The 26,571-nt window shown below is 67.3% G+C and carries 23 protein-coding genes; 16 read left to right on the top strand and 7 right to left on the bottom strand.

What is annotated here, in order from left to right; genetic code table 11:
- Positions 1-54: 54 nt before the first annotated feature.
- Positions 55-1,209: a phosphoserine phosphatase SerB gene (serB, locus tag FHR73_RS21620; RefSeq protein WP_183633982.1), complete on the top strand. Its 1,155-nt coding sequence runs from the start codon at positions 55-57 to the stop codon at positions 1,207-1,209.
- Positions 1,210-1,313: 104 nt separating this feature from the next.
- Here serB and FHR73_RS21615 read toward each other — a convergent pair whose 3' ends face one another.
- From FHR73_RS21615 to FHR73_RS21595, 5 genes are all read right to left on the bottom strand, one after another.
- Positions 1,314-3,389, bottom strand: a complete 2,076-nt coding sequence (locus tag FHR73_RS21615; protein ID WP_183633980.1) for a GGDEF domain-containing protein — start codon at positions 3,387-3,389, stop codon at positions 1,314-1,316.
- A gap of 40 nt (positions 3,390-3,429) precedes the next feature.
- Complete coding sequence (locus FHR73_RS21610) at positions 3,430-5,190, bottom strand: molecular chaperone (protein WP_183633978.1); 1,761 nt, start codon at positions 5,188-5,190, stop codon at positions 3,430-3,432.
- A 67-nt stretch (positions 5,191-5,257) separates the two neighbouring features.
- Positions 5,258-6,166 carry an archaetidylserine decarboxylase gene (gene asd / locus FHR73_RS21605; protein WP_183633976.1) on the bottom strand — a complete coding sequence of 303 codons (909 nt, stop codon included), beginning with the start codon at positions 6,164-6,166 and terminating at the stop codon, positions 5,258-5,260.
- A 16-nt stretch (positions 6,167-6,182) separates the two neighbouring features.
- Complete coding sequence (locus FHR73_RS21600) at positions 6,183-6,992, bottom strand: rhodanese-like domain-containing protein (protein WP_183633975.1); 810 nt, start codon at positions 6,990-6,992, stop codon at positions 6,183-6,185.
- Between the two features lie 59 nt (positions 6,993-7,051).
- Positions 7,052-8,569 carry an HDOD domain-containing protein gene (locus FHR73_RS21595; protein WP_183633974.1) on the bottom strand — a complete coding sequence of 506 codons (1,518 nt, stop codon included), beginning with the start codon at positions 8,567-8,569 and terminating at the stop codon, positions 7,052-7,054.
- Between the two features lie 117 nt (positions 8,570-8,686).
- On the opposite strand from FHR73_RS21595, the gene motA reads away from it, so the two are divergent.
- From motA to FHR73_RS21580, 3 genes are all read left to right on the top strand, one after another.
- A complete protein-coding gene (gene motA, locus FHR73_RS21590) occupies positions 8,687-9,538 on the top strand; it encodes a flagellar motor stator protein MotA (RefSeq protein WP_017642892.1) in 852 nt (283 codons plus the stop codon).
- Complete coding sequence (locus FHR73_RS21585) at positions 9,538-10,698, top strand: flagellar motor protein MotB (protein ID WP_183633973.1); 1,161 nt, start codon at positions 9,538-9,540, stop codon at positions 10,696-10,698. Before motA ends, FHR73_RS21585 begins: the two co-directional genes overlap by 1 nt.
- 163 nt (positions 10,699-10,861) lie before the next feature.
- Positions 10,862-11,461 (top strand): nitroreductase family protein, encoded by a 600-nt coding sequence (locus FHR73_RS21580; RefSeq protein WP_183633972.1) that lies wholly within the window; start codon positions 10,862-10,864, stop codon positions 11,459-11,461.
- A gap of 191 nt (positions 11,462-11,652) precedes the next feature.
- Here the strand turns inward: FHR73_RS21580 and rsgA are convergent, their stop codons facing one another.
- Positions 11,653-12,675, bottom strand: a complete 1,023-nt coding sequence (gene rsgA / locus FHR73_RS21575) for a small ribosomal subunit biogenesis GTPase RsgA (RefSeq protein WP_183633971.1) — start codon at positions 12,673-12,675, stop codon at positions 11,653-11,655.
- A gap of 94 nt (positions 12,676-12,769) precedes the next feature.
- Between rsgA and FHR73_RS21570 the strand changes: the two genes are divergently transcribed.
- From FHR73_RS21570 to FHR73_RS21550, 5 genes are all read left to right on the top strand, one after another.
- Positions 12,770-13,540, top strand: a complete 771-nt coding sequence (locus FHR73_RS21570) for a class I SAM-dependent methyltransferase (RefSeq protein ID WP_183633970.1) — start codon at positions 12,770-12,772, stop codon at positions 13,538-13,540.
- A gap of 50 nt (positions 13,541-13,590) precedes the next feature.
- Entirely contained in the window at positions 13,591-14,139 is a 549-nt protein-coding gene (orn, locus tag FHR73_RS21565) for an oligoribonuclease (protein ID WP_183633969.1), read from the top strand.
- 16 nt (positions 14,140-14,155) lie between these two features.
- Entirely contained in the window at positions 14,156-14,770 is a 615-nt protein-coding gene (locus FHR73_RS21560) for a trimeric intracellular cation channel family protein (RefSeq protein WP_042137396.1), read from the top strand.
- Between the two features lie 97 nt (positions 14,771-14,867).
- Positions 14,868-16,739 carry a PAAR domain-containing protein gene (locus tag FHR73_RS21555; RefSeq protein ID WP_183633967.1) on the top strand — a complete coding sequence of 624 codons (1,872 nt, stop codon included), beginning with the start codon at positions 14,868-14,870 and terminating at the stop codon, positions 16,737-16,739.
- On the top strand, positions 16,736-17,422 hold the full coding sequence (locus FHR73_RS21550) for a DUF2931 family protein (protein WP_183633965.1): 687 nt from the start codon (positions 16,736-16,738) through the stop codon (positions 17,420-17,422). Before FHR73_RS21555 ends, FHR73_RS21550 begins: the two co-directional genes overlap by 4 nt.
- A gap of 4 nt (positions 17,423-17,426) precedes the next feature.
- Here FHR73_RS21550 and queG read toward each other — a convergent pair whose 3' ends face one another.
- Complete coding sequence (gene queG, locus FHR73_RS21545) at positions 17,427-18,491, bottom strand: tRNA epoxyqueuosine(34) reductase QueG (RefSeq protein ID WP_183633963.1); 1,065 nt, start codon at positions 18,489-18,491, stop codon at positions 17,427-17,429.
- Positions 18,492-18,552: 61 nt separating this feature from the next.
- Between queG and FHR73_RS21540 the strand changes: the two genes are divergently transcribed.
- From FHR73_RS21540 to hflX, 7 genes are all read left to right on the top strand, one after another.
- Positions 18,553-20,040, top strand: coding sequence for an NAD(P)H-hydrate dehydratase (locus FHR73_RS21540; protein ID WP_183633961.1), 1,488 nt, complete (start codon positions 18,553-18,555; stop codon positions 20,038-20,040).
- Complete coding sequence (tsaE, locus tag FHR73_RS21535; protein WP_183633959.1) at positions 20,028-20,489, top strand: tRNA (adenosine(37)-N6)-threonylcarbamoyltransferase complex ATPase subunit type 1 TsaE; 462 nt, start codon at positions 20,028-20,030, stop codon at positions 20,487-20,489. Before FHR73_RS21540 ends, tsaE begins: the two co-directional genes overlap by 13 nt.
- 38 nt (positions 20,490-20,527) lie before the next feature.
- On the top strand, positions 20,528-21,958 hold the full coding sequence (locus FHR73_RS21530; protein WP_183633950.1) for an N-acetylmuramoyl-L-alanine amidase: 1,431 nt from the start codon (positions 20,528-20,530) through the stop codon (positions 21,956-21,958).
- The gene (mutL, locus tag FHR73_RS21525) at positions 21,951-23,849 is read left to right on the top strand and encodes a DNA mismatch repair endonuclease MutL (RefSeq protein WP_183633948.1); all 1,899 of its coding nucleotides are present in this window, start codon (positions 21,951-21,953) and stop codon (positions 23,847-23,849) included. Before FHR73_RS21530 ends, mutL begins: the two co-directional genes overlap by 8 nt.
- 42 nt (positions 23,850-23,891) lie before the next feature.
- Positions 23,892-24,872 (top strand): tRNA (adenosine(37)-N6)-dimethylallyltransferase MiaA, encoded by a 981-nt coding sequence (gene miaA / locus FHR73_RS21520; protein WP_183633946.1) that lies wholly within the window; start codon positions 23,892-23,894, stop codon positions 24,870-24,872.
- Positions 24,873-24,959: 87 nt separating this feature from the next.
- Complete coding sequence (gene hfq, locus FHR73_RS21515; RefSeq protein WP_007161156.1) at positions 24,960-25,205, top strand: RNA chaperone Hfq; 246 nt, start codon at positions 24,960-24,962, stop codon at positions 25,203-25,205.
- Positions 25,206-25,225: 20 nt separating this feature from the next.
- Positions 25,226-26,530: a ribosome rescue GTPase HflX gene (gene hflX / locus FHR73_RS21510; RefSeq protein WP_183633944.1), complete on the top strand. Its 1,305-nt coding sequence runs from the start codon at positions 25,226-25,228 to the stop codon at positions 26,528-26,530.
- Positions 26,531-26,571 lie beyond the last annotated feature (41 nt).

Below are 26,571 nucleotides of genomic sequence, written 5' to 3'. Positions count from 1 at the left end.
CGGCACCGCCGGGGCGAAAGGGTAGACTGCGCGCTTTTCCGCGAGGGGATCGCCATGCAAGACGTTATCGGACTCCAGGCCGTGGGCATCCTGCCCGCCGACTGGTTGGCTGCTCTCACCGGCGCCCTGGCCGCGGCCGGTGCCCGGCTGGAATCGCTGCAGCAGCAGGGTCTGGACAACAGTGCCGCAGTGACCCTGCTGGTCAGTCCGGCGAGTGCCGGCGCGGCGCTGGGGCAGGCGCTGCAGGCCCTGGGTCTGCAGGTGGCGCCCCTGGCGCAGCCCGCGCCGGAGACCGGCGAAGCCCATGTCCTGACTCTGATGGGCCGCACCCTGGCCGATCTGCCGCTGACCCGCCTGGCCGCGCTGTGCCGCGAGCAGGGCCTGAACATCCATGCCATCCGCGCCCTGAGCGAGCCGGGCGCGACCGAGCGCGCCGCCCTGGAGCTGCGCGTCACCGGCGAGCCGCACGAACCCCAGGCCCTGCGCGCAGGTCTGCTGGCGCTGGCCCAGGAAGGCCAGGCCGACATCGGCTGGCAGCCGGACGAACTGCAACGTCAGCACCGCCGGCTGGCGGTGTTCGACATGGACAGCACCCTGATCCAGGCCGAGGTCATCGACGAACTGGCCAAGGCCGCCGGTATCGGCGAGCGGGTGGCGGCCATCACCGAGCGCGCCATGCGCGGCGAGATCGACTTCCGCGCCAGCTTCACCGAGCGCATGGCGCTGCTGCAGGGCCTGTCCGAGGAGGTATTGGAAGACATCGGTGCCGGGCTGCGCCTGACCGAAGGGGCCGAGCGGCTGTTCGCCGAGCTGAAGCGCCTGGGCTACAAGACCGCCATCCTTTCCGGCGGCTTCACCTACTTCGCCCGCCAGGTGCAGGCGCGGCTGGGCATCGACTACGTCTATGCCAACGAATTGGAGATCGTCGACGGCAAGCTGACCGGTCGCGCCGTCGAGCCCATCGTCGATGCCCAACGCAAGGCCGATCTGCTGCAGGAACTGGCCAGCCGTGAAGGCTTGACGCTGGAGCAGACCATCGCCGTGGGCGACGGCGCCAACGACCTGCCGATGCTGGCCCTGGCCGGTCTGGGCGTGGCCTTCCGTGCCAAGCCGCTGGTGCGCCAGTCCGCCCGCCAGTCGGTGAGCGTGCTGGGCCTGGATGGCGTGCTCTATCTGCTCGGCGTGGAAGATCGCCATACCCGGGGCTGAGTCTCCCCTCGCGGCCATGCGTTCCTACGGATGCTCGACGTAGACAACGTAGGAGCGGGCGCACCGCCAAGGCCGCGATGAACCTGTCCCGGGCTGGGTTACCGCTACTCGGGATGGAATTCGTAGTCCATCGCCTGGCTGGGCTCCTGCAGGTAGTAGCCCTGGATGAAGTGCACCCCGACCTGCCAGAGCTGGGCCAGCACGCTGGCGCTCTCGACGAAGGGGGCGATGGTCTGGACGTTCTGGGCGCTGAGTTCGGCGACCAGGGCCTTGAGGCGCTCCTGGTGGTCCGGCTGCGCCAGGTCCTTGATCAGCTTGCCCGACAGCTTGACGTAATCCGGTACCAGCAGGCGCAGCGCCGCCAGCGGCGGATCGCCGGCGGCAAAGCCGCTCAGGGTGACCGGATGACCCTGGCGCCGTAGCCGCTGCGCCATGGCCAGGGCCTGCTCCGGCTGGGCCAGCAGGTCTTCTTCGCTGAGCTGGAAGATCACCGCCTCGGCGTCCAGCTGCTGAGCCTGCAGGGTTTCCCGCAGCCAGGGCAGCAACTCCAGATCGCCCAGGGTCGCCCCCGAGAGGTGCACGAAGATGCGTGTGCCATGGCCGCGGGCGCGGTGCTCGCCGAGCTGGCGCATCGCCTGGTGGATCACCCAGCGATCGATCTGGCCGCTCAGTCCGCTGTCGCGAGCGGTGCGGGCGAATTCGGCCGGCGAGACCTCTTCGCCCTGGGGATTGATCAGGCGCAGCAGCGCCTCGTAGTACTCGTGGCTGCCGCCGCGCAGACCGATCACCGGCTGGAACAGCAGACGGAAGCCGTTCTGCTGCAGGGCCTGCTTGACCATGGCCACCAGATTGCCGCGATTGGCGGCGGCGGCCAGTTCTTCCTGGGGATCGTAGCGTTTGCAGGCGTTGCCGCCGCGCTGGGCGACCTGGCGCGCGGAGCGGTGCGCCCGGTCCACCAGGTCGCCCGCGCTCTTGGTATGGCTGTCCAGGCTGACCACGCCGATGGAATAGCTGATGGCCAGGGTGCGCCCGGCCAGGTTCAGCGGCAGGCGCTCCTGGCGGCCAAGGAGGCGCTCGAAGGCACTGTCCAGGCTGGCGTCGGCCGCTTGCGGCAGGAGGGCGGTAAAGGCGTCGTCGGCGAAGCGCGACAGGGTCACCAGGGTGCCGAAGTGCTCGCGCAGGCGCTCGGCCAGGACCACCAGCAATTCGTCCATGGCGCCTATGCCCAGCTCGGCCAGCAGGGTCGGATAGCGATCGATGCTCAGGTAGGCGAAGCTGGCCGGCGCGCCGAGCCGGGCGCGCTCCAGGGCATCCTCGAGCAATTCGAGCATGCGGCTGCGATTGAGCAGACCGGTCAGGATGTCCTGGAAGCGCACCTCGCGCAGCTGTTCCTCGAGGGCCTCGGCGGCCGGGGCCGCGCGTTCCTCGCGCAGGTGCAACTGCACACAGGGTTCGTCGAGATAGATGGCCGGCGTCAGGCGCAGGCGCACACCAAGGGTGCTGCCATCCTGGCGGACGCACCGGCAGTCCAGTTCGAGGGGGTCGGGAGCGTCGCGCAACTGGCGAAAGGCCTCGCGCAGCGCCGGCTGGTCGGCGGCGGCGATGAGGTCCATCAGCGGGGTGATTTCCAGGTCTTCCGCGGACGGATAGCCCAGCAGCTCCACATAGGCCGAGTTGACGTGGATGTGCAGACCGTCGTGGACATAGGCGACCGCCTCCACGGCGTTGGCCAGCAGCAGCTGGCAGCGCTGCTCGGCCTCGGCCAGGGCCTGTTCTAGGCGCCGGCGTTCGTGGCGCTCGGCCAGGTTGCCGAGTTCGCGCAGGCTGGCCAGCAGCAGGTGTTCGTCGTTGTCGCTGGCGATGCCGTCGCGGGCGCCGAGACGCAGGGCGTCGAGCACCGCCGCGGGATCGTCCGGTGCCACCCGCTGGATGACGGCGAGCTGGGGGGCGCGGCGACGCAACTGGCGCAGTGCGCTCAGGCTGTCGAGTTCAGCCGAGGGTGGGGCGAGGATGGCGAGGTCCCAGGACTGGGACAGCAGTTCGTCGAGACCCGCGGGGTCGGCCAGGCGCTGGGCCCGCGTCGCCCGTCCGGCATTGCGGAACAGGCTGACCAGGCGTTCCGCCTCGTTCTGCGATGCTTCGAGCAGTAACAGGCGGATCGCGCTGTGTTCGGCGGCCATGGTCTATTCGCGCCCTGGCGATAACGATGATTTATCGAAGCTACAGAGACTTCCACAGCGAGTCAAAGTCTTCTTCCTGCCGAGCGCCACCGCCGGCGGGACCACTGTTTGGCTGAACGCCGCTCTGTTCCAGCAGGTGATATTCGAAGACGCTGAAGCTGACCGTCATGCTGCGCCGCCGATCGAGCATGCCGCGCTGCTCGTTGCCCTGCTGGTTGATCTGCACCTTGCTGCCTTCCTGGAAGGGCAGTCGTGGCGCGATCAGCGTCGGTGCCTGGTCGATGGCCTTGATCTCCGGCAGCAGCAGGGCGCGCAGGTACTGGCTGTTCTGCTCGGCCTTGCGCAGCAGCTGCAGGCCACAGGGGCGCGCGGTGGGCGCCAGCAGTTCGACGCCCATCTGGGTACCGCTGCCGGGCACCTGGCGTACCCAGCGCACCACCGCCGGGCCCCAGTTGTGATCCTCGGGCAGGCGCACACCGAGCAATTCGCCGGCCTGCAGTTGCTCGGGCACCTCGCCACTCCAGCTCAGGCAATAGCCGCCCGGGCTGTGGTTGACCACCTGCACCGCATGGATCGGAAAGGCCGGACTGGCCGCCTCGCCGTCGCCGGGCAGGACGTCGTAGTGGATCTCTTCCAACGCCCCGGCGCTCCAGTCCAGGGTGTCGGGTGCCTGGGTGTCGGCATCGAAGGCCATCGACCAGACGTCGTCCTTGGGCTTGGGCGCAAAGGCGTCCGGCACGACCGCGGCCGACAGGCGCAGGGTGTCGGCGAACACCTGACCCCCGGCGAGCTGGTAGTGCAGGGCACTCATGCCGATGCAGACCTGCACCTGGCCCTGGCCGGGCATGCGCTGGAAGGCACGATCCGCCTCCTGGCCCCAGGCCCCGACCAGGTGTTGCAGCAGATCCAGGGACAGATCGCCATGCACCGGCAGGCGCGCCCGTGGCCGCTGTTCCGGGGCCAGCGCCAAATAGTCCTCGATGGCCTGCACCAGTTGCTGCGGCGCGAGACCGAGCAGGCCGTTGAGATTGGCTTCGCGCAACAGCGAGCGATAGCGCGGGGGAGCGTCGATCTGCGGCGCCACCACCATCAGGGTGCCGTTCTGCTCGGGGCCTTGCAGGCGGATCAGACTGGCCCAGTCGTCCAGGTGCAGCGTCAACTGGGCGATATGGCTCTGGCGCAACTGGTTGCAGCGCGCGGCGCCAAACAGCAGGGCGGCGCCATAGGCCTGGGTGATGGTCTGGCTGCCGTCGCCGGGCAGCAGCTCATCGCGGATCTTCTGGTTGTGCAAGCCGGTGGTCACCGCCAGCCGATAGAGCTGGTGCAACTCCAGCCAGAGGTTGTCGTGCACCGGGGTATAGAGCTGGGCGGCGCGGATCAGTGGCCCGAGCAGGGCGCGTAGGGCGCGCTGGATGGCGGTCGCGAGCAGCGTGCTGCGTTCGCCACGGTCGCTTTCCTCGACCACGATCAGCTTGTAGCCGGCCGCCAGCAGGTTCTGCAGGGCCTGGCAGAGATTGGCTACCTTGCGCGAGCGCTCGTCGAGCACGATGGCCTGGTTGAGCACATGGCGTTCGAGCAGCTGGCAGACCCGCTGCACGTCCGGGCGCAGGGATTCGAGCAGGCGCAGACGCGCTTCCGGCGTCAGGATCAGCCGGTTGAGTTCCAGCAGGCCCTGGTAGAGCAGCCGGGCGAATTCGCCCAGCTTGGCTCGCGGCAATTGCTCCAGCCAGCGCTTGAGGCCGGCCGGGGTGGCGTCACAAAACGTCAGGCTGCGCTGATCGGGCGTCGGTACCCGCAACATGAGCTGTGGCCTTTTGCTATCCATTAGCCGCGCACACTCCTGTTTCGATGGGCAGTGAACCGCGCATCTAGGCGAGAGGCCCTGGCTCGGAAACGGTGGTCAAGGGGGCCGGCGTGGTCGGAACCCCCAGCAGTTGCCCCATGTTGACGGTGGAGAGGGCGCCGAGTTCAGCGGACCAGTTCACCGCGTCCGGGCCGAACAGCACGATGGCGGTGGAGCCCAGCTTGAAGCGGCCCAGCTCGTCGCCGGTGCGCAGGGTGATGGGGGCGCGCGCGGCCTCGTCGTAGGCGAAGCTCTTGAGTTCGCGCTTGGGCGGCGTGACCAGGCCGGCCCAGACCGTCTCGATGCTGGCGACGATCATGGCGCCGACCAGGATGACCGCCATGGGGCCCACGGCGGTGTCGAAGATGCACACCACCCGCTCGTTGCGGGCGAACAGGTCGGGCACGTTCTCGGCGGTGAGCTGATTGACCGAGAAGATGCGCCCGGGCACATAGACCATCTCCTTCAGGGTGCCGGTGAGCGGCATGTGCACCCGGTGGTAGTCCTTGGGCGACAGGTAGATGGTGGCGAAATGGCCGCCCATGAAGGGCGCGGCGCGCAGGCCGTCGCCGCCGAGCAGCTCCAGCAGGCTGTAGCTGTGGCCTTTGGCCTGGAAGATGCGGCCGTGCTCGATGCGGCCGAGCTGGCTGATGGCGCCGTCGCTCGGGCTCACCACCACGCCGGCTTCGGCCGGCAGCGGACGGGCGCCGGGCTTCAGGGCGCGGGTGAAGAAGGCGTTGAAGTTCTCGTAGGCGGTGGGGTCTTCCACCTGAGCCTGGCGCATGTCGACGTCATAGTGACGGACGAACCAGCGGGTCAGCAGATTCTTGAACCAGGGCACCCGGCACTCGGCGAAGCCACCGATCAGCCGCGACAGCAGATGGTGCGGCAGCAGGTGCTGGGCAAGGATGAACAGACGGTCTTGCAGTTTCATGAGAGGTCCTTGGCAATCATTCGATGGGGGCGTCGGGGTGGTTGCCCCATTCGCCCCAGGAGCCGGCATAGGCTTTGACGCGCGGATAGCCCAGGGCCTTGGCCGCGAGATAGGTGAAGCCGGATCGGTGATGGGTCTGGCAGTGGGTGATGATTTCCTTGTCGCGGGTGATGCCCAGGCGCTCCAGTTCGGCGGCCAGGTCCTCGCGGATGCGCAACTGGCGCTCGCGATCCATGCCGGCGGTCCACTCGAAGTTGATCGCCCCGGGGATATGGCCGCCACGGGCGGTCAGCACCTTTTCGCCCCGGTATTCATCGGCGCCGCGGGCGTCCCAGATGGCCAGGTCCTCGGCGCCCAGCCGGCTCTGCAGATAGGCGCGGCTGGCGGTGGGCTCTTCGTGCAGGGTCAGGGCGACCGGCGCCCCGGCCGCGGCGGGGACCGCGGTGCTCAGCGGCAGGCCGGCGGCGATCCAGCCCTGGCGCCCGCCGTTGAGGTAGTGATAGTGGCCGTGCCCGATGACGTCCAGCAGCCAGATGAAGCGTCCGGCCCAGCCGCCGCCTTCGTCGTCATAGACCACGTAGACGGCGTCGTCGCGCTGGCCCAGTTCGCCGAACAGCCGTTCCAAGTCCGCCTGGGCCGGCAGCAGGCCGGGCGCCGGCTTGCTGCCCAGCTGGGTGCGGGCGGGCGCGACATGGCGCGCGCCGGGCAGATGGCCCTCGGCATAGTGGGCGGCGCTGCAGAGATCCACCAGGATGAGTTCGGGCGCATCCAGGCGCGCCGCGAGATCGGCCGGTTCGATCACCAGGGGCAGGGCGGAAAAGGGCATCGCGGATTTCCCGTCGGTCCGTAGCAAAGGTGAAGTGTACCGAGGTTGACCGGCCAGCGTCAGGTCGGTCGTACCCGCGGACGATTGGCGAAGGTGCCGATGGCGCGCTCGATGCAGGTGAAGGTCTTGTCCAGCGCGGCGCTACGCCGCGGATCCGCCGGCTGCAGTTCGCTGTCCAGGATCGCCACCAGCACCACCCGTTCGCCAAAGCCCAGGCTGCGCAGCCACAGCCGCTCGTTGCTGAACAGCCGGCGCAGATCGGCGGGCAGGTGCGGCGCGAAGCGCGCTCGGTTGTCGTCATCGATGCGCAACTGGCCGGGGCTGCCGAACAGCTTGGCCAGCAGCGGGTGGCTGGCAATGTCCAGTTGCAGACCGGGGGCGTCGTCCAGGCCATGGTGCAGCTGGACATTGCCCTTCTGGCCGTTGCGATCCGGGGTCAGCAGCAGCAGCCGCGGCAGGCCGCAGGCCACCAGCGCCTGGCGGGCGCAATCGAACAACTGGGGCAGGGTGGCGAAGGCGCTGGGCGTGTGCAACAGCTGTTCGCAGAGTCCGCGCCAGCGCTGGGCCTGACTCTCGCTGGCGACCTGGACCCGGGGCGCCGGCTTGAGGCGCCGTTCGCCCGGTGGCCAGACCAGGCCTTCGGCCGGGTGCCAGAGGCCGGGCCGGGCATGGCGCTGGGCGTCCTGCACCGCCAGTTCATGGCTGCGACTCTGCACTCGTGCCAGCGGCAGTTGCAGGTAGAGGGCGCTGAAACGCTGCCAGCGCAGGGTGTGGGGGCCGTCCCAGGCATGGTGGCTGGCCAGCGCCAGGCCGTTGGCCAAGAGGATGGTGTTGCCGGGATGGGTCAGCCAGCGCCGCAGAACGGGGTCGTCGTCAAGGCGCTGCTGCTGTTCGAGGGGATCGTCGCCATGGGCGATGTGCAGCGCCCTGACCAGTTGCCGGCGATCCTGGTCCAGCAGGCGATAGCCTTCGACGATCCACTCGGGCAGCTGCCAGTGACGGGCCAGCGCCTGGCACAGGCGGATCGCCGGCACGCCGAGCAGTTCGCGCTCGACCTTGAGCGCCGGTTCGCCTTCGCCCAGCACCCGCCGTTCCCATTCCTCGAAGAGTTCCGGATAACGGGTCGCCAGCGGCCAGAGGGGCGCCAGAAAGAGCAGGGCGGCCAGGCGGATGTCCGGCCACAGCCGCGCCAGGGGCACGCCGAACAGGCCCAGCCCCAGGGTCATGGCGTGCTGGCTGACCAGGCACAGTTGCCGCAGCGGACGCGGCAGGCGCTCCTCGGGCAGGGTCGGCTGGCGGGCGATCAGGTACTCCGCCGGCCCGAGACCAACGCGGCCGAGCACGGCTTCCAGACTGGCGGCCGGATCGCCGAGGCTGGCATGGCCGCGATTGGCCTCGCGCAGCAGGGCCAGCGCCAGGGGTGGTGACTCGCAGAGCCGTTCGGCGATCTCATGCAACGCCAGACGGCCATCGGCCAGGGCGCGGCGCAGACGCTCCGCGGTGGCGGTGGCCACCGGCAGGCGTACGCCTTCCAGGTGTTTGACCCAGTCTTCGACGGTGTTCGGGCGGCTGGACATACGACGGTCGCCTTGAAATTTGATGAAAGGCCTTCAGTCCGGGGCGCCGGGTCCGATAAAGGGGACGTGAGGGCAGATCCCCGGCTCAATTTTCCTTAGCACACAGTATTCCCAACCATGGCAAAAATCATCGGCATCATCGTGATATTCGCGGCTGTCCTCGGCGGCTACATCCTCGCGCATGGCAAGATCGCTGCGATCATCCAGCCGCTCGAGGTCCTGATCATCGGCGGTGCCGCCCTGGGGGCCTTCCTGCAGGCCAACCCGGGCAGCACCTTCATGCAGGTGTTCAAGAAGTCGCTGAAGATGTTTGGCAATCGCTTCACCCACGCCTTCTACCTGGACGTGCTCAAGCTGCTCTACGAGATCCTCAACAAGAGCCGGCGCGAGGGCATGATGTCCATCGAGGCGGACGTCGAGGATCCCAAGGCCAGTCCGATCTTCAGCAAGTACCCGAACATCCTCAAGGATGAGCGGATGACCGCCTACGTCGCCGACTACCTGCGGCTGATGTCCTCCGGCAACATGGCCCCCCACGAGCTGGAAGGCCTTTTCGACATGGAGCTGGCCGGCATCAAGGAAGAGCTGGAGCATCCGTCCCACGCGGTATCGCGGGTCGCCGACGGCCTGCCCGGCTTCGGCATCGTCGCCGCGGTACTGGGTATCGTGATCACCATGGGCATGCTCGGCGAGGGCGACCAGGCGGCCATCGGTGGCCACGTGGGCGCGGCCCTGGTGGGTACCTTCCTCGGTATTCTCGCCGCCTACGGCTTCTTCGGTCCGCTGGCGACCTGCCTGGAGCACGATGCCAAGGAAGAACTCAATGTGCTGGAGGCCATCAAGGCCTGTCTGGTCGCCGCTGCCAGCGGCATGCCGCCCACCGTCGCCGTGGAATTCGGCCGCAAGGTGCTGTTCCCGGCGCACCGGCCGTCCTTCAGTGAGCTTGAGCAGGCGATGCGGGGCAGCTGATGGACAACAACCAGCCGATCATCGTCAAGCGCATCAAGAAGAGCGCCGCCGGCCACCACGGCGGCGCCTGGAAGATCGCCTTCGCCGACTTCGCCACCGCCATGATGGCGTTCTTCCTGGTGCTCTGGCTGATGTCCTCGGCCACCCCGGAGCAGAAGAAGGCCATCGCCGGCTACTTCCAGGATCCGATCGGCTTCACCGAAAGTGCCAGCCCCTATGTCATCGACCTGGGCGGCACCCCGACGCCGGCGCCCGACCGCACCCTGAATCCCGAGATCCAGGCGCAACCGGATTCGACCCAGAACAAGGTCAATCCGGACATGCAGGAACGTGCCGACCCCAACGATTCCAACCGCGTCACGCCCGACCCCACCCAGGCGCCCGATCCGTCCGACAAGCGCCAGCCCAACGACGCCGCCCAGCAGCAGAAGGATGCCAGCCAGGCGAAGATGGATCCGAGCCAGGCGGAAAAGATCGCCGAGCAGGTCGACAAGGAGCGCCTGGAGCTGTTGCTGCAGGAACTGCAGAACAAGATCGAGCAGAATCCGGAGCTGCAGAAATTCAAGGACCAGATCCTGCTGGAGATCACCCAGGACGGCCTGCGCATCCAGATCGTCGATGCCGACAACCGGCCGATGTTCGACTCCGGCAGCCCGCGGCTGAAGTCCTATTTCGAGGACATCCTGCTGGCCATGGCCGACACCATCCGCCAGGTGCCGAACAAGATCAGCATCAGCGGTCATACCGACGCGGCGCGCTACAACGGCAAGGGCGACTTCAGCAACTGGGAATTGTCCGCCGGTCGCGCCAACGCCGCACGTCGGGCGCTGGTCGCCGGTGGCTATCCGGAAGAGCAGGTGGCGCGAATCGTCGGCTATGCCTCCTCGGCCCCCTTCGATCGCGAGCATCCGCTCAATCCGGTCAACCGCCGCATCGACATCATCGTGCTGACCAAGAAGGCCCAGCAGGCCATCGAGGGCCGCGCCGGCGGCAACCAGGCGCCCAAGCCCGCGGCTAGCGCCGCACCGGCGGCCAGCCGGAGCGGGGTCTCCAGTGGTGGCGTCAGCGCCACCAGCAACCTGGCGCAACCCATCAACAACGCGGCCTTCAAGCAGCAGGTCAATGCCTTCGACGCCGGCGTCATCCAGGGCAAGCCCTGAACGGCCACGGCGATCGATAGGAAAATTCGCTGCTAGCGTTCGGTTTTTTCGTCCGTTGGCCTGGGCATGGCTGGTTAAGCTGCAGGGGTTTCATGCCGGATCGGGCACCTTGCGCCCTCGCGCGCGGTCTCCCGATCTCCGATTCCCTTGCAGGAGCCTCCCGATGAGCAACGCCTTTATCGACACCATCAAGCGCCGCCGCAGCCAGTACGCGCTGGGCAAGAATCTGCCGCTGGCCCAGGACCAGGTCACCGCGCTGATCCAGGACGCGGTCAAGCTGTCGCCCTCCGCCTTCAACTCGCAGAGCTCGCGCGCGGTGATCCTGTTCGGCGCCGAGAGCGACAAGTTCTGGGGCTTCGTCATGCAGGCGCTGCGGCAGATCGTGCCGGCCGACGCCTTTGCCGCCACCGAAGGCAAGATCAACAGCTTCGCGGCCGGCGCCGGCACCGTGCTGTTCTACGAGGATCGGCATGTGGTTGCCGGCCTGCAGGACAAGTATCCCGCCTACGCCGACAACTTCCCCATCTGGTCGGAGCAGGCCAGCGGCATCGCCCAGTTCTCCGTGTGGACGGCCCTGGCCAACGCCGGCATCGGCGCCAGCCTGCAGCACTACAATCCGCTGCCCGATGCCCTGGCCGCCGCCGAGTGGAAGCTGCCGGAGACCTGGCACCTGCGCGCCCAGATGCCCTTCGGTTCCAACGAAGGCGACTTCCCGGAGAAGGGCTTCATGGACGACGCCGAGCGCTTCCGCGTCTTTGGCTGACGGTCGTCGACTGCTGTAAGAAAACGCCGGGCTTGCCCGGCGTTTTCTTTAGAGCCTGCTAAAAGGCTTGCGAGCTAGAGCCAAACAAGGCGGAAAGACCTGAGGAAGCGGAGTTTACAAAAGGTAAATGAGCATTCCGAAGGTCTTTCCAACGCTGTCTGGCCGACGCGCAGCAGCCTTTTAACAGGCTCTTAGTAGCGCGACTCGCCTTCGAGGCTGGCCAGGATATGCCGGTAACTGGCCATCCGCTGCGGGTGGATGTCACCGCGCTCCAGGGCGGCGAGCAGGGCACAGCCGGGCTCGCGCTCGTGCTTGCAGTCGCGGAAGCGGCAGTGGCCGAGGTAGTCGCCGAATTCCTTGAAGCCGGCTTCGACGTCGTCACGGCTGACGTGGCTGAGGCCGAATTCGCGGATACCGGGCGAGTCGATCAGGTCGCCGCCATCGGGAAAGTGGAAAAGCCGGGCGGTGGTGGTGGTGTGGGTGCCCTTGTTGGTCAGCTCGGACAGCGGCCCGACGCGGGTATCGACGCCCGGCAGCAGGGCGTTCACCAGCGACGACTTGCCCACCCCCGATTGACCGACGAAGACACTGACATGCTCGTCCAGCTCGCTCTTGAGCTGGTCCATGCTCAGGCCGTTGTGGGCCGAGACTTCCAGCAGCGGATAGTCCAGCTCGCGGTAGACGCCCAGCAGTTCGTCCAGCGCCGGGCCGTTGTGCGCGTCGATCAGGTCGGCCTTGTTGAGCAGCAGCAGCGGCTGGATGCCGGCATGCTCGGCGGCCACCAGGTAGCGGTCGATGAGGTTGGCGTGGGGCGTGGGCAGCGGGGCGAAGACGATCACCAGGCGGTCGACGTTGGCCGCCACCGGCTTGAGCAGGCCGCGCATGTCCGGCCGGCAGATCTCCGAGCGCCGCGGCAGCTGGGCGACGATGACGCCATTGCCCTGGAGGCTGGCGCGAAACACCACCCGGTCGCCGGTGACCAGGGTCGGCAGGTTGGCGCGCAGGTGACAGCGCTGCAGCTGGCCTTCGTCATCCTCGACCTCCACCTGAACGCCGAAGTGGGCGATCACCAGGCCCTGTTGCTCCGGTCCCAGATCGCCGCCTTCGAGTTCGTCGATCAGCTTGGATTCGCGCTTTTCCGCGCGGGCGGCGCGTTCGGTCTGGATTTTTTCGATCCGCCAGCTCTGGCGACGGGTCAAGTGGCGTTTGGCCATGGGATATCCGCGGGTTTCAGGACCGCTGAGTCTAGCATTGGCCGCCTCTCGCGGATTACCTAAACTTGGCGTACCTCGTCGCTCCGGAGCCCCCATGCTGGCCCATCTCGCCTCGCGCTATCCGCTGTTGCTGGCCGTGCTGGTGCAACTGGCCGCCCTGGTGGTCGCCGTCGTCGGCATCCGCCTGTGGGCCAGCTTCGCCGGCCAGCGCTCCTCGCTGCTGGCGCTGGTCTGCCTGCAGGCGGTACTGGCGGCCCTGCTGGGCGAGCTGCTAGGACTCGCCCGCTGGTGGGTGTTCATCAATCTGCTGTTCGCTCCGGCGCTCTACCTGGTCAGCGGTCGCGGGCTCTCGGCGGGCATCGCCGCGCTCGGCTTCCTGCTGCTCCTGCTGCTGAACTGGAACAGCCTGCGCGAGCGGGTGCCGCTCTATCTCACCGGCCGCCAGACCCGCGAGCGGCTGGCCGAACTGCTCGCCGAGCGCGAGCCGACCTTTCGCTTCGTCGACCTGGGCTGCGGCCTGGGCGATACCCTGGTCGATCTGTCCCGGCGCTTTCCACAGGCCACCTTCGTCGGCGTGGAGACGGCGCCGCTGAGCTTCGCCCTGGCCTGGCTGCGCTGCCTGCCACGGCGCAACTGCCAGGTGCGCTATCGCGACCTCTGGCGGGTGGAGCTGGGCGAATTCGACGTCGTCTACTGCTTTCTCTCGCCGGCGCCCATGCCGCGCCTGGGCGACAAGGCCCGCACGGAGCAACGCGCCGGCAGCTGGCTGATCAGCAACACCTTCGAGATTCCCGACCAACCGGCGGATCGGGTGCTGGAGGTGGGGGACCTGCGCGGCAGCCGGCTGCTGCTCTGGCGCCGGTAGGTGCGCGGCAGGCGCGCTGCTACACTGGTGCCATCATCAAGGAGTTCGCCATGACCGCCCCCAATCCGCAGCACCTGATCTGGATCGACCTGGAAATGACCGGCCTGGATCCGGATCGGGACGTGATCATCGAGATGGCCACCATCGTCACCGACAGCGATCTCAATGTGCTGGCCGAAGGCCCGGTGCTGGCCATCCACCAGTCGGACGAGATCCTGGCCGGCATGGACGAGTGGAACACCCGCCAGCACGGCGGCTCGGGGCTGACCCAGCGGGTACGTGAAAGCACCGTCGACACCGCCCAGGCCGAGGCCCTGACCCTGGACTTCCTGCGGCTGTGGGTGCCCAAGGGCAAGTCGCCGATCTGCGGCAACAGCATCTGCCAGGATCGCCGCTTCCTCTATCGCCGCATGCCGGAGCTGGAAGCCTACTTCCACTACCGCAACCTGGACGTCTCCACCCTCAAGGAACTGGCCGCGCGCTGGGCGCCTCATGTACGCGACGGCGTGAAGAAGAGTGGCAGCCACCTGGCGCTCGACGACATCCGCGATTCCATCGCCGAGCTGCGTCACTACCGCGAGCACTTCATCAAGGTCTGACGGCCACCCGTCCGTGCTGCTGTCCATCCTCTACCTGGTCGCCATCACCGCCGAGGCCATGACCGGTGCCCTGTCCGCGGGTCGCCGCGGCATGGACCTGTTCGGCGTGGCGCTGATCGCCAGCGTCACCGCCCTGGGCGGCGGCTCGGTGCGTGATGTCCTGCTGGGGCACTATCCGCTGGGCTGGGTGAAGCACCCCGAGTACCTCGCGCTCACCGTCGGCGCGGGCCTCGCCACCGTGGCCATCGCGCGGGTCATGCGCTATCTGCGCCGGCTGTTCCTGGTGCTCGACGCCCTGGGCCTGGTGGCCTTTACCGTGATCGGCTGCCAGGTGGCCCTGGAGATGGGCCTGAGTCCGGCCATCGTCATCGTCAGCGGCACCCTCACCGGTACCTGCGGCGGCATCCTGCGCGACATCCTCTGCAACGACGTACCCTTGATCCTCAGGCGCGAGCTCTATGCCAGCGTGGCGGTACTCTCCGCCGGCTGCTACCTCCTCTGCCGCCCCTGGCTCGGCGAAGAGCAGGCGCTGCTCATCACCCTGGCCGCGGGCTTGCTGCTGCGCCTGCTGGCGCTGAGATTCAACTGGCAGATGCCGACCTTCACCTATCCGGACGATCCCCACGGCTGAGGCAGTGAAGATTTGCCCGGTTTTGCGCTGAAAGGCTTGTCCTAGAGCCTTTTGTGCGGCATTTTTCAGGCCCCAGTTACCGATAGGGAGATCGGTCATGTCTGGAAAGCCCGCTGCTCGCCTGGGCGACGCCGTCGCCTGCCCCAAATGTGGTTCCACTGCCCTGATCCAGGGTTCCGCCGATGTCACCTTCGATGGCCTGCCCGCCGTGACCCTCGGCCATGCCTGCGGCTGTGGCGCGGTCCTGAGCGCCGCGGTCATCCCCAACGTCCTGATCAACGGCCGGCCTGCGGCAGTGCTCGGCAGCCTTACCAGCCATGGCGGCGTGGTGATCGGCGGCTCGGGTAGCGTCATCATCGGCCTGGACGCAGGCGGCGCGACCAAGGGCGCCTGCGCAAGCCATGCAGGCACTACCGGCTTGGCACCGGGGCAGGGCAAGCCTTCGGCGCTACGCGACCGGGAACGACAGGGTATCGAGGAGCCCGCCAGGCGCCCGGACGGCGCGCCCGTCGCCAGGGATGAAGTCGCCGAACAGGCGGAGCGGCCGATAGAACAGCGCATTACCCTGCGCATCGGCGTCTTCTTCGACGGCACCGGCAACAACCTCTTCAACGCCGCCACCGGCGCTGCCTGCCGGGCGGAAGAGCAGGGGTTTGATGCCGATCAAGCTGAGAGCATTGCTCGGCACTGCCAGGCGTTCATGGGCAATCCGGACAGCAGTTATGCCAATGCCGATACGAACATCGTGCGGTTGTATCGGCTCTATCAGGACGATACTCAGCGTGCCGTCGAGCAGGATGAAAAGTCAGCGGCTATTCCGGTCTATATCGAAGGTATCGGCACTCGAGCCGGACAACCCGATAGTGCTTTGTCCATGGGGACGGGCTTGGGTGCCAGTGGTTTGCTGGGGTGCGTTCAGACCTTTCCAGTCGCGTTCGGTGAGCGCTACGATCAATTCAAGCGCATCAATCCCAATGTCGTCGTTGAAGCCATCAAGTTCGATGTTTCTGGCTTTAGCCGCGGCGCCGCGGCTGCACGCCACTTCGCCAACGAGGTGCTCAAGGCCGGTGGCGGTATTGCTGCGACGGGTTTGGCCAAGTGCTTTTCGTGGCAAAGCGCCAAGGTCAGGCTCAACTTCATCGGACTATTCGATACCGTAACGGCGGTAGCGGACCCCAGGCGTGGCGACTTTACCCCGACCAATATCGCCAACCCCGGTGTCAATCTCTATCTGCCGGCAGGGTGTGCCGACAAGGTGGTGCATCTGGTCGCCCATGACGAATATCGGCGCAACTTCGCCCTCACCAGTGTCTTGCCCCAGCATCAGGAAATTACCCTCCCAGGCGCCCATGCCGACCTGGGAGGTGGCTATGCGCCCGAGATGACCGAGCGCCTGCTACTGACCCGGCCGCGTGTCTCGCGCGAACGCTATGGTACCGATAGCCAAGCCGCCTCGAGTTATCGCCAGGCTCAGCTTGAGCTGACGCAGCTGCAACGAGCTCCCTGGTTTGACCCCGGCTCCACCAAGCTGAGGATAGAAACCTGGCGCCATAACGTGCCACGTATCCGCAGCGAGCTACCGGCAACCGATGTGACAGCTGCGATTCGCCTTGAGCGGCGGGTCCGTGGGGAGCTGTCCTTGGTCTACTTGCGCATGATGCATCGTATCGCTGTCGCCAATGGCGTGCTTTTGTCGGCCATTGATGAGGCTGATCCTGAGCTGCGCCTGCCCGATGAATTGCAGGATATCGCTGCCAAGCTGCAAGCCAGCGCCCAGGGTGCCTCGCTACGTATGGGTCAGGCCGAGGCTCGCCTGCTGTTCGGTCGCTATGTGCATCTTTCCGCTCACTGGAACGCACTATTGGGTAAAGACCGTAGTGATCTGGCCATCTTCTTCGTCAATGCCCCTACGGCGACTGGTCGCCGCAACGTCTATCCCAACCGTCCCCAAGCAGGCTACCCCGAATGAGCCGTTGGCTGCTGTGCCTTATTCTCGCGATCGGCCTGGCTGGCTGCCAATCCAGCGCCGCACCTAAGCCTGAGCTTCCTTACGATGCTTGGTACTTGGGTTTTCTGGCACCCAATTATATGGAGGTCTGGCTGGAGCTGGCCAATGTCAGCGACATCGACGGTCGCTTCTTTCCCAATGCCATGGGTGGCGTGGTTGCCATGGGACAGCCCGCGAGTCTGTCGGCGAATGCTAAGGGCTGGCCTAGAAGAATCGGATCGGGCAAAGGCCTCTACATGACCGGGCTAGATCTGCCCTATATGGTAGCGCTGCGCTGGCAATCGATGATTGAGCCTCAAACCTATCAGGTGGTATTCGCCGTCCCAGTCTGGGCTAGGAAAAAAATGGTCGAACGCCTGCCAGCCGAGTGTCCTGTCAGTGGCCGCACCTCGGATTATCGCAAGGACCTCACCATCGGCCTGGCGCCCGGCGGGGTGGTCAAGGTCTGGATCATGGGCCCCTGCCTCGATCCCATCGAGGTCCTGACCCTCCAGGCCGAGATCGAGCCCAAGGGGCCCTATGGTGGCAAATCCAACGGCAAGTACCGGCCGCTGTCGCCGGTGGTAAAGCGCTATATCGACAAGTACGGCGTGCCCTATGGCAGCTGGTGGGCGCCGATCCCCTACACCACGGTAGGGCCCTGAGCGCCTAGCTTGCCGCGTGCCGCTGCAGCGCCCATTCCACATGCTCGCGCACCAGGGGCGAGGGGTGCTCGCGCTGCAGCTTCAGGGCTTCCACCACCGGGATGCTGGTGGGGGCATTGCCCAGGCCGACCGCCAGATTGCGCAGCCAGCGCTCGTAGCCGGCGCGGCGCAGGGGTGAGCCTTCGGTGCGGCTGAGGAATTCGGCTTCGGTCCAGCGGAACAGTTCGGCCAGGCTGGCGCTGTCCAGGCGGTGACGGGGCTGGAAATCGCCTTCGGCGGTGGGCTTGGCGAAGCGGTTCCAGGGGCAGACCAACTGGCAGTCGTCGCAGCCGAAGACCCGGTTGCCGATCAAGGGGCGCAGCTCCGGCGGAATGCTGCCCTTGAACTCGATGGTCAGGTAGGAAATGCAGCGTCGGGCGTCGAGCTGATAGGGGCCGACGAAGGCCCTGGTCGGGCAGATGTCCAGGCAGGCGCGGCAGGTGCCGCAGTGATCGCGTGGGGTGGGTTCATCCACCGGCAGGGGCACGTCGACGAAGAGTTCGCCGAGAAAGAACCAGCTGCCGGCCTTGCGATTGAGCACCAGGGTGTTCTTGCCGATCCAGCCCAGGCCGGCCTGTTCGGCGATGGCCTTTTCCAGCACCGGCGCACTGTCGACGAAGGCGCGATAGCCGAAGGGGCCGATCTCGCCCTGGATGCGCTCGGCCAGCTGTTGCAGGCGCTTGCGGATCAGCTTGTGGTAGTCGCGGCCCAGGGCGTAGCGCGAAACGTAGGCGGCCGTGCCATCGGCCAGGCGCTCGCTCATGCGGGTGTCGCCAGGCAGGTAGTCCATGCGCAGGGAAACCACCCTCAGGGTCCCCGGGACCAGTTCGGCCGGTCGCGAACGTTTGCTGCCGTGCGCGGCCATATAGTCCATCTCGCCGTGGAAACCGGCGGCCAGCCAGCGCTCCAGATGTTCCTCGTGACGTGCCAGATCCAGGCCGGCGATGCCGGTCTGCTGAAAGCCCAATTCCCGACCCCAGGTCTTGATGAGGTCGGCCAGGGCGGCGAGATCGAGAGCGACAGCGGACATCGACGGGAACGCACAGGCAGGAGGGCCGCCTATTTTGCCAGACTCCGGAGGCTTTCCCAGCATGCACGACGAACTGCCGTTCCAGCTCTACAGCGCCCAGCAGGTACGGGATCTCGACGCCCAACTGATCGCCGGCGGTCTGCCCGGTCTCGAGTTGATGAGACGCGCGGCGGCCGCGGCCTGGCGCTCGTTGCGCCACGGCTGGCCCCATGCCGGTGCCCTCTGCGTGCTGGCCGGCGGTGGCAACAATGCCGGCGACGGCTATCTGGTCGCTGCCTTGGCGCGCAAGGCCGGCTGGCAGGCGCGGGTCTGGCATCTGGCCGAACCGGCCGGACTCCAGGGCGATGCCGCCCTGGCCCATGCCGAGGCCCTGGCCGCCGGCGTGGACATCCAGCCCTGGCGCGCGGACGCCCCGCTGGAGGGGCTGGTGGTCGATGCCCTGCTGGGCACCGGGCTCAAGGGCGCCGCCCGCGAGCCCTATGCCGCGGCCATCGAGCGGATCAACGCCAGCGAATTGCCGGTGGTGGCCATCGACATCCCCTCCGGTCTGGATGCCGACACCGGCGCTGCGGCGGGTGCTCTGGTGCGCGCCGATCTGACCATCACCTTCATCGGCCTCAAGCTCGGACTGTTCACCGGCAAGGGCCCGGATCACGTCGGCAGTCTGGTGTTCGAGCCGCTGATGGAGGAACCGCAGAATCCCGCCCATGCCACCGCCCAGCGCCTGGCACCCGGCAACCTGCCGCGTCTGGCGGCGCGCCCGCTCAATGCGCACAAGGGGCAATACGGCCATCTGCTGGTGATCGGCGGCGACGAAGGCACCGGCGGCGCGGCGATCATGACCAGCGAGGCGGCGCTGCGCTGCGGCGCCGGCATGCTCAGCCTGGCGACCCGGCCGTCCAATGTCACCGCGGTGCTGGCGCGGCGGCCGGAGGTGATGGTCGCCGGGGTGCATTCCAGTTTCGCCGTGCTGGAACTGGCCAAGAAGGCCGATGTGCTCGCGGTCGGGCCGGGCCTGGGGCAGGGCGCCTGGGGCAGGGCGCTGGCCAGTGCCGCCGCGACGCTGGACGCGGCCCAGGTCTGGGACGCCGATGCCCTCAACCTGCTGGCCGCCGGGGTGGTCCAGGCGCCGCGCGGGCCCTGGGTGATGACGCCCCATCCGGGCGAGGCGGCGCGGCTGCTGGAAGTCTCGATCAAGGACATCGAGGCTGATCGCCCCGGCAGCGCCCGCGAACTGGCGCGGCGCTATGGCGGCGTGGCGCTGCTCAAGGGCTTCGGTACCCTGATCGCCCACCCGGACGGCCGCATGGCGCTGTGCGGCGAGGGGCATCCGGCGATGGCTACCGGTGGCTTGGGGGACATCCTCACCGGTATCATCGCCGCCCTGCTGGGGCAGGGGCTGGCCCCCTTCGAGGCCGCCTGCCTGGGCGCCTGGCTGCACGGCCGTGCCGGCGCCGAGCTGGGTCGCCAGGGCCGCGGTCTCGCCGCCAGCGATTTGCCCCCGGTCGCCCGCCAGTTGCTCGAGGAACTCCAGCCATGCCTGAACTGACCCTGCACGCCGCCGACGAAGACGCCATGTATGCCCTGGGTGCCCGCCTGGCCCAGGCCAGCGGCGGTCGTGGCGTGCTCTATCTGCACGGCGATCTGGGTGCCGGCAAGACCACCCTGTCGCGGGGCATCCTGCGCGGTCTCGGCCACACCGGGGCGGTGAAGAGTCCCACCTTCACCCTGGTCGAGCCCTACGAACTGGCCAGGGGCGCGGTCTACCATTTCGACCTCTACCGCCTGGCCGATCCGGAAGAACTGGAATTCATGGGGATTCGCGACTACTTCACACCCGAGGCCTTGTGCCTGGTGGAATGGCCCGAGCGCGGTCAGGGCTTTTTGCCAAAGCCGGACCTGGACATTACCATTACGCCACGCGCCGACGGCCGTGATCTGCGCCTGACTAGTCATGGCGTTCACGGCGAGGCCTGGTGCGCCGCCCTCGCGCCCTAGGCGCCGATCCCTCGTTCTCCAGCTATACGGTCGCAGGCATGCGCAAGCGTTTTTTCAGGTCGGGACTCGGCCTGTTGTTGTTGATTCTCAGCAGTCAGTTGCTGGCCGCCACCCAGATCAAGGGCATGCGCGTCTGGCGCGCGCCCGACAATACCCGTCTGGTGTTCGATCTGACCGGCCCGGTCAAGGCCAGCGTCTTCACCCTCAGTGCCCCGGATCGCATCGTCATCGACCTGTCCGGCGCGCAGCTCGACGGTGGGTTGAACGAAAAGCCGCTGCGCAACACCCCCATCACCGGCCTGCGGGCAGCCCAGCGCTCGCCGGGCGAGGTGCGCCTGGTGCTGGACACCAAGGGCGCCCTGACGCCCAAGAGTTTCACCCTGGCGCCCAACAAGGAATACGGCAATCGCCTGGTGGTCGATCTCTATGACCAGGGCACCGATCCTGCCACCAGCGATATTCCCGCCACCGTCACGCCCAATCTGCCGGCCACCCCGGTGACCCCGGCCCAGCCGGCGACCCGCCTGCCGTCCAGCCCCAGTGGCAAGCGCGACGTGGTGGTGGTGATCGATCCCGGCCACGGTGGTGAGGATCCGGGCGCCATCGGCCGCGGTCGGTTGTACGAGAAGAACGTGGTGCTGGCCATCGCCAAGCAGCTGCAGGCCAATCTCAATCGGCAGAAGGGCTTTCGCGCCGAGCTGACCCGCACCAGCGACTACTTCATCCCGTTGCGCCAGCGGCAGATCATCGCCCGCAAGAAGGGCGCCGACCTGTTCATCTCCATTCACGCCGACTCGGCGCCCAGCGCCAGCGCCGAGGGCGTCACCGTCTTCGCCCTGTCCCAGCGCGGCGCCACCTCCGAGGCGGCGCGCTGGCTGGCCGATGCGGAAAACCGCTCCGACCAGGTCGGCGGGGTGTCCGATGCCCTGGACAACAAGGATCCCATGCTCGCCGGGGTGCTCATGGACCTGTCCATGACCGCCACCGTGGCCTCCAGCCTGGAGGTCGGCCAGACCATCCTCGGCCAGGTCGGGCGCGCCACCAAGCTGCTGCACACGCGGGTTGAGCAGGCCGGCTTCATGGTGCTGAAATCGCCGGACATTCCCTCGATCCTGGTGGAAACCGGCTTCATCACCAATGCCAACGAGTCGGCCAAGCTGGCCAGTCCGGCGCACCAGGGGCTGCTCGCCCGGCAGATCCAGGCCGGTATCGTGCAGTACTTCCAGCACCGTCCGCCGCCAGGCACCTACCTGGCCTGGCAGCGCGAGCAGCGGGGCGACAAGGTCGGCAGCGTGCGCGGCTTCGATCAGCACCGGGTGCAACCCGGCGAAAGCCTGAGTCTCATCGCCCGTCGCTATGACGTCGACCTCTCGACCCTGCGCGCCGCCAACGGGCTGCGCGGCAATCGCATCCGCTCCGGTCAGGTCCTCACCATCCCCACCCACGAACTGGCGGCCAGCAATGACTGAACCCCGGCGCATCCAGCTGCTCAGCCCGCGGCTGTCCAACCAGATCGCCGCTGGCGAGGTGGTCGAGCGACCCGCCTCGGTGGCCAAGGAGCTGCTGGAGAACAGCCTGGACGCCGGTGCCCGGCGCATCGACATCGAGGTGGAGCAGGGCGGGGTCAAGCTGCTGCGCATCCGCGACGACGGCCACGGCATCCCGCCGGATGACCTGCACCTGGCCCTGGCGCGCCATGCCACCAGCAAGATCTATCACCTGGACGAACTGGAAAGCGTCACCAGCCTGGGCTTTCGCGGCGAGGCGCTGGCGTCGGTCAGTTCGGTGTCGCGCCTCACCCTGACCTCGCGTTTTCAGGGCGAGGACCAGGCCTGGCAGGTGGAGACCGAGGGCCGCGAGATGCAGCCGCGGGTACAGCCCGCCGCCCATCCCCAGGGCACCTCGGTGGAAGTGCGCGACCTGTTCTTCAATACCCCGGCGCGGCGCAAGTTCCTGCGCGCCGAAAAGACCGAATTCGATCACCTGCAGGAGGTGGTGCGGCGCCTGGCGCTGGCGCGCTTCGACGTGGGTTTTCATCTGCGCCACAACGGCAAGAGCGTGCTGGCCCTGCATCCGGCGGGCGATCCGCAGAGCCAGGGGCGGCGGGTCGGCGCGGTCTGCAGTCCGGCCTTTCTCGAGCAGGCCCTGCCGCTGGAACACGAGCGCAACGGCCTGCGCCTGTGGGGCTGGGTCGGCCTGCCGACCTTTTCGCGCAGCCAGGCGGATCTGCAGTACTTCTACGTCAACGGCCGCATGGTGCGCGACAAGCTGGTCGCCCACGCGGTGCGCCAGGCCTATCGCGACGTCCTCTACAACGGCCGCCACCCGGCCTTCGTACTGTTCCTGGAGGTGGATCCGGCGGTGGTGGACGTCAACGTCCATCCCACCAAGCACGAGGTGCGCTTCCGCGACAGCCGCCAGGTGCATGACTTCCTCTACGGCACCCTGCACCGCGCCCTCGGCGATATCCGTCCGGACGACCAGCTCGCCGTGGTGGCGCCCACGGCGCCGGCGCCGCTGAGCGGTCCGGCCGCTGGCGAATTCGGTCCCCAGGGCGAGATGCGCCTGGCCGCCGCCGTCTTGCATGACAGCCCCGCGCCGCCGGCCCAGCCCTTCGCCGGTGGCGGCGGGTCGGGTGGCGCCGCGCACTACAGTCCCACTCCGCAGCCCTATGCGGGTGCCCCGGTGGCCGAGGTGCAGAGCGCCTACAAGGCCTTCTTCGCGCCGCTGCCGGAGGGTGCCGAAGCCGCCTCCCTGCCGGCGGAGCAGGGCGACGTGCCGCCGCTGGGTTATGCCCTGGCGCAACTCAAGGGCATCTACATCCTCGCCGAGAATGCCCAGGGCCTGATCCTGGTGGACATGCACGCCGCCCACGAGCGCATCACCTACGAGCGTCTCAAGGTGGCCATGGCCAGCGAAGGCCTGCGCGGTCAGCCGCTGCTGGTGCCGGAATCCCTGGCGGTCAGCGAACGCGAAGCCGATTGCGCCGAAGAGCACGGTCAGTGGTTCGAGCGCCTCGGTTTCGAGTTGCAGCGGCTCGGCCCCGAGACCCTGGCCATCCGGCAGATCCCCGCGCTGCTCAAGCAGGCCCAGGCCGCGCGGCTGGTGCAGGACGTGCTGGCCGACCTGCTGGACTATGGCACCAGCGATCGCATCCAGGCGCACCTCAACGAATTGCTCGGCACCATGGCCTGCCACGGCTCGGTACGCGCCAACCGGCGGCTGACCCTGCCGGAGATGAACGCCCTGCTGCGCGACATGGAAGCCACCGAGCGCAGCGGCCAGTGCAACCACGGTCGGCCCACCTGGGCCCAGCTCAGCCTGGACGACCTGGACAAACTCTTCCTGCGCGGCCGCTGACCGCCCCGCCGCGTCCTGCGCGGCGCCCTTCGAGAATCCCTCATGACCGCCCCCCTGCCGCCCGCCATCTTCCTCATGGGGCCGACCGCCTCCGGCAAGACCGACCTGGCCATCGAGCTGGCACGGCTGCTGCCCGTCGAGTTGATCAGCGTGGATTCGGCGCTCATCTATCGCGGCATGGACATAGGCACCGCCAAACCCGACGCCGAGCTGCTGGCCGCCCATCCGCACCGGCTGGTGGACATCCGCGATCCCGCCGAGAGCTATTCCGCCGCCGAATTTCGTGCCGATGCCCTGGCGGCCATGGCCGAGATCACCGCGGCCGGGCGCATCCCCCTGCTGGTGGGTGGCACCATGCTCTACTTCAAGGCTCTGCTCGAAGGCCTGGCCGACATGCCCGGTGCCAATGCAGGGGTGCGGGCCGAGATCGAGGCGCTGGCGGCCACGGCGGGCTGGGGCGAGATCCATCGGCAACTGGCCGAGGTCGATCCGGTGTCGGCCGCGCGCATCCATCCCAACGACCCCCAGCGCCTCCTGCGCGCCCTCGAGGTGTATCGCGTCAGCGGCCAGTCGATGACCGCGCATCGCGCGCTGCAAATGAGCGCCAATGCCGATTCGAACGGCGCGCCCCAGACGCAATTACCCTATACTGTGGCCCAATTGATCCTGGCGCCCGGTCGGCGTGAGGTGCTCCATGCACGTATCGCCGAGCGCTTCGATCTGATGCTGGAACAGGGCTTCATCGACGAAGTTTCAGCCTTGCGGGAACGTCCCGATCTGCATCCTGGTCTGCCGTCCATGCGATCCGTAGGCTATCGTCAGGTGTGGGAGTTCCTGGAAGGGGATTGCACGCGGGAAGAGATGGTGGCGCGTGGCGTTGCGGCGACGCGGCAATTGGCGAAGCGGCAGTTGACCTGGTTGCGTGGCTGGCCCGCCGCGCACACCTTCGACAGCCTGGCTTGTGACAATCTGCCGCGGATCTTGAAATGCCTGGCCGGTGACACCATATCGCCCCACAGCTGAATCGTTTTTGTCCGCGTGTCCATGGTGGGCAGCGGAAACTGGCATGTCGCCAGATCGGTATTTTCATTTCCTTAGGAGAGCGACACGATGTCGAAAGGGCATTCGCTACAAGACCCTTACCTGAACACCCTGCGTAAAGAGCGCGTTCCGGTTTCCATCTATCTCGTCAACGGTATCAAGCTGCAGGGTCAGATCGAGTCCTTCGACCAGTTCGTGATCCTGCTCAAGAACACCGTCAGCCAGATGGTCTACAAGCATGCAATCTCCACCGTGGTGCCGAGCCGCCCGGTCCGTCTGCCGAGCTCCGAGACGAGCGAGTCGGATAGCGAATAAATAACAAGAGGAGCGCCCTGTTGTTCTTCGAGCGTCACGAAGGTGGTGAGCGGGCCATTCTGGTCCATTTGGAAGGCCTGCATCCCGAGGCGCGCGAAGATCCTCAGGAGTTCCTCGAACTCGCGCGATCGGCGGGTGCGGAGACCGTGGCTTTCGTCACGGTGAACCGTAGCCAGCCGACGGCGCGTTATCTCATAGGTACCGGCAAGGTCGAGGAACTGCACGATCAGGTGCACGCCCATGCCGCCGATCTGGTCATCTTCAACCATGACCTCACGCCCAGTCAGGAGCGCAACCTCGAAAAAGCCTTCGAGTGCCGCGTCCTCGACCGGACGGGCCTCATTCTCGATATCTTCGCCCAGCGCGCCCGTACCCACGAGGGCAAGCTGCAGGTGGAACTCGCCCAGCTCGAGCACATGAGCACGCGGCTGGTACGCGGCTGGACTCACCTCGAGCGTCAGAAGGGTGGTATCGGTCTGCGCGGTCCGGGTGAGACTCAGCTGGAAACCGACCGTCGTCTCCTGCGGATCCGCATCCGCCAGATCCGCCAGCGCCTGGACAAGGTACGCAGCCAGCGCGAGCAGGCCCGTCGCGGGCGCCGCCGTGCCGAGATCCCCTCGGTGTCCCTGGTCGGCTACACCAACGCCGGCAAGTCCACCCTGTTCAACAGTCTCACCGAATCCGGCGTCTACGCGGCCAACCTGCTGTTCGCCACCCTCGATCCCACTCTGCGCCGTCTGGAGCTGCCGGACCTGGGGCCGATCGTGCTGGCCGATACCGTGGGCTTCATCCGCCATCTGCCGCACAAGCTGGTCGAGGCCTTTCGCGCGACCCTGGAGGAATCCAGCAACTCCGACCTGTTGCTGCACGTGATCGATGCCCATGAGGACGATCGCCAGCTGCAGATCGAGCAGGTCGAGGCGGTGCTGCACGAGATCGGCGCCGATGAGCTGCCGATGCTGGAAATCTACAACAAGCTCGATCTGCTCGACGGGGTCGAGCCGCACATCCAGCGCGACGACGAAACCGGACGGCCGATCCGGGTCTGGGTGTCGGCGCGTGAAGGTCGCGGTCTCGAGCTGGTCGGGCAGGCCGTCGCCGAATTGCTCGGCGAGGATCTCTTCGTCGGGGTGCTGCGCCTGCCCCAGCGACATGCCCGACTGCGCGCTCAGCTGTTCGACCTGGGTGTGGTTCGCCAGGACGATCATGATGACGAAGGCAACATCCTGTTGTCTGTACGAGTACCCCGCGCCGAACTCAATCGACTGCTCAGCCGGGCCGGTGAAGAACCGGAAGTCTTTATCCAGCAACATGTTTTGCAATAAACCCCCGCTCGGCGCTTTTGTTCGGGCAGGGACCATCCGGT

The organism is Pseudomonas sp. AS2.8 (assembly GCF_014190935.1).
Taxonomy (GTDB): Bacteria; Pseudomonadota; Gammaproteobacteria; order Pseudomonadales; family Pseudomonadaceae; genus Chryseomonas.
This window is presented reverse-complemented; position numbering and strand designations above follow the sequence as displayed.

Excerpts from the sequence above, each read along its gene's own strand:
- FHR73_RS21530 (WP_183633950.1), top strand. The coding sequence starts at position 20,528 with ATGCGCAAGCGTTTTTTCAGGTCGGGACTCGGCCTGTTGTTGTTGATT.
- miaA (WP_183633946.1), top strand. The coding sequence starts at position 23,892 with ATGACCGCCCCCCTGCCGCCCGCCATCTTCCTCATGGGGCCGACCGCC.
- rsgA (WP_183633971.1), bottom strand. The coding sequence starts at position 12,675 with ATGGCCAAACGCCACTTGACCCGTCGCCAGAGCTGGCGGATCGAAAAA.
- FHR73_RS21580 (WP_183633972.1), top strand. The coding sequence starts at position 10,862 with ATGAGCAACGCCTTTATCGACACCATCAAGCGCCGCCGCAGCCAGTAC.
- hfq (WP_007161156.1), top strand. The coding sequence starts at position 24,960 with ATGTCGAAAGGGCATTCGCTACAAGACCCTTACCTGAACACCCTGCGT.
- FHR73_RS21550 (WP_183633965.1), top strand. The coding sequence starts at position 16,736 with ATGAGCCGTTGGCTGCTGTGCCTTATTCTCGCGATCGGCCTGGCTGGC.
- orn (WP_183633969.1), top strand. The coding sequence starts at position 13,591 with ATGACCGCCCCCAATCCGCAGCACCTGATCTGGATCGACCTGGAAATG.
- FHR73_RS21600 (WP_183633975.1), bottom strand. The coding sequence starts at position 6,992 with ATGCCCTTTTCCGCCCTGCCCCTGGTGATCGAACCGGCCGATCTCGCG.
- FHR73_RS21570 (WP_183633970.1), top strand. The coding sequence starts at position 12,770 with ATGCTGGCCCATCTCGCCTCGCGCTATCCGCTGTTGCTGGCCGTGCTG.
- FHR73_RS21585 (WP_183633973.1), top strand. The coding sequence starts at position 9,538 with ATGGACAACAACCAGCCGATCATCGTCAAGCGCATCAAGAAGAGCGCC.
- FHR73_RS21555 (WP_183633967.1), top strand. The coding sequence starts at position 14,868 with ATGTCTGGAAAGCCCGCTGCTCGCCTGGGCGACGCCGTCGCCTGCCCC.
- tsaE (WP_183633959.1), top strand. The coding sequence starts at position 20,028 with ATGCCTGAACTGACCCTGCACGCCGCCGACGAAGACGCCATGTATGCC.
- FHR73_RS21540 (WP_183633961.1), top strand. The coding sequence starts at position 18,553 with ATGCACGACGAACTGCCGTTCCAGCTCTACAGCGCCCAGCAGGTACGG.
- mutL (WP_183633948.1), top strand. The coding sequence starts at position 21,951 with ATGACTGAACCCCGGCGCATCCAGCTGCTCAGCCCGCGGCTGTCCAAC.
- serB (WP_183633982.1), top strand. The coding sequence starts at position 55 with ATGCAAGACGTTATCGGACTCCAGGCCGTGGGCATCCTGCCCGCCGAC.
- queG (WP_183633963.1), bottom strand. The coding sequence starts at position 18,491 with ATGTCCGCTGTCGCTCTCGATCTCGCCGCCCTGGCCGACCTCATCAAG.
- asd (WP_183633976.1), bottom strand. The coding sequence starts at position 6,166 with ATGAAACTGCAAGACCGTCTGTTCATCCTTGCCCAGCACCTGCTGCCG.
- FHR73_RS21595 (WP_183633974.1), bottom strand. The coding sequence starts at position 8,569 with ATGTCCAGCCGCCCGAACACCGTCGAAGACTGGGTCAAACACCTGGAA.
- motA (WP_017642892.1), top strand. The coding sequence starts at position 8,687 with ATGGCAAAAATCATCGGCATCATCGTGATATTCGCGGCTGTCCTCGGC.
- FHR73_RS21615 (WP_183633980.1), bottom strand. The coding sequence starts at position 3,389 with ATGGCCGCCGAACACAGCGCGATCCGCCTGTTACTGCTCGAAGCATCG.
- FHR73_RS21610 (WP_183633978.1), bottom strand. The coding sequence starts at position 5,190 with ATGTTGCGGGTACCGACGCCCGATCAGCGCAGCCTGACGTTTTGTGAC.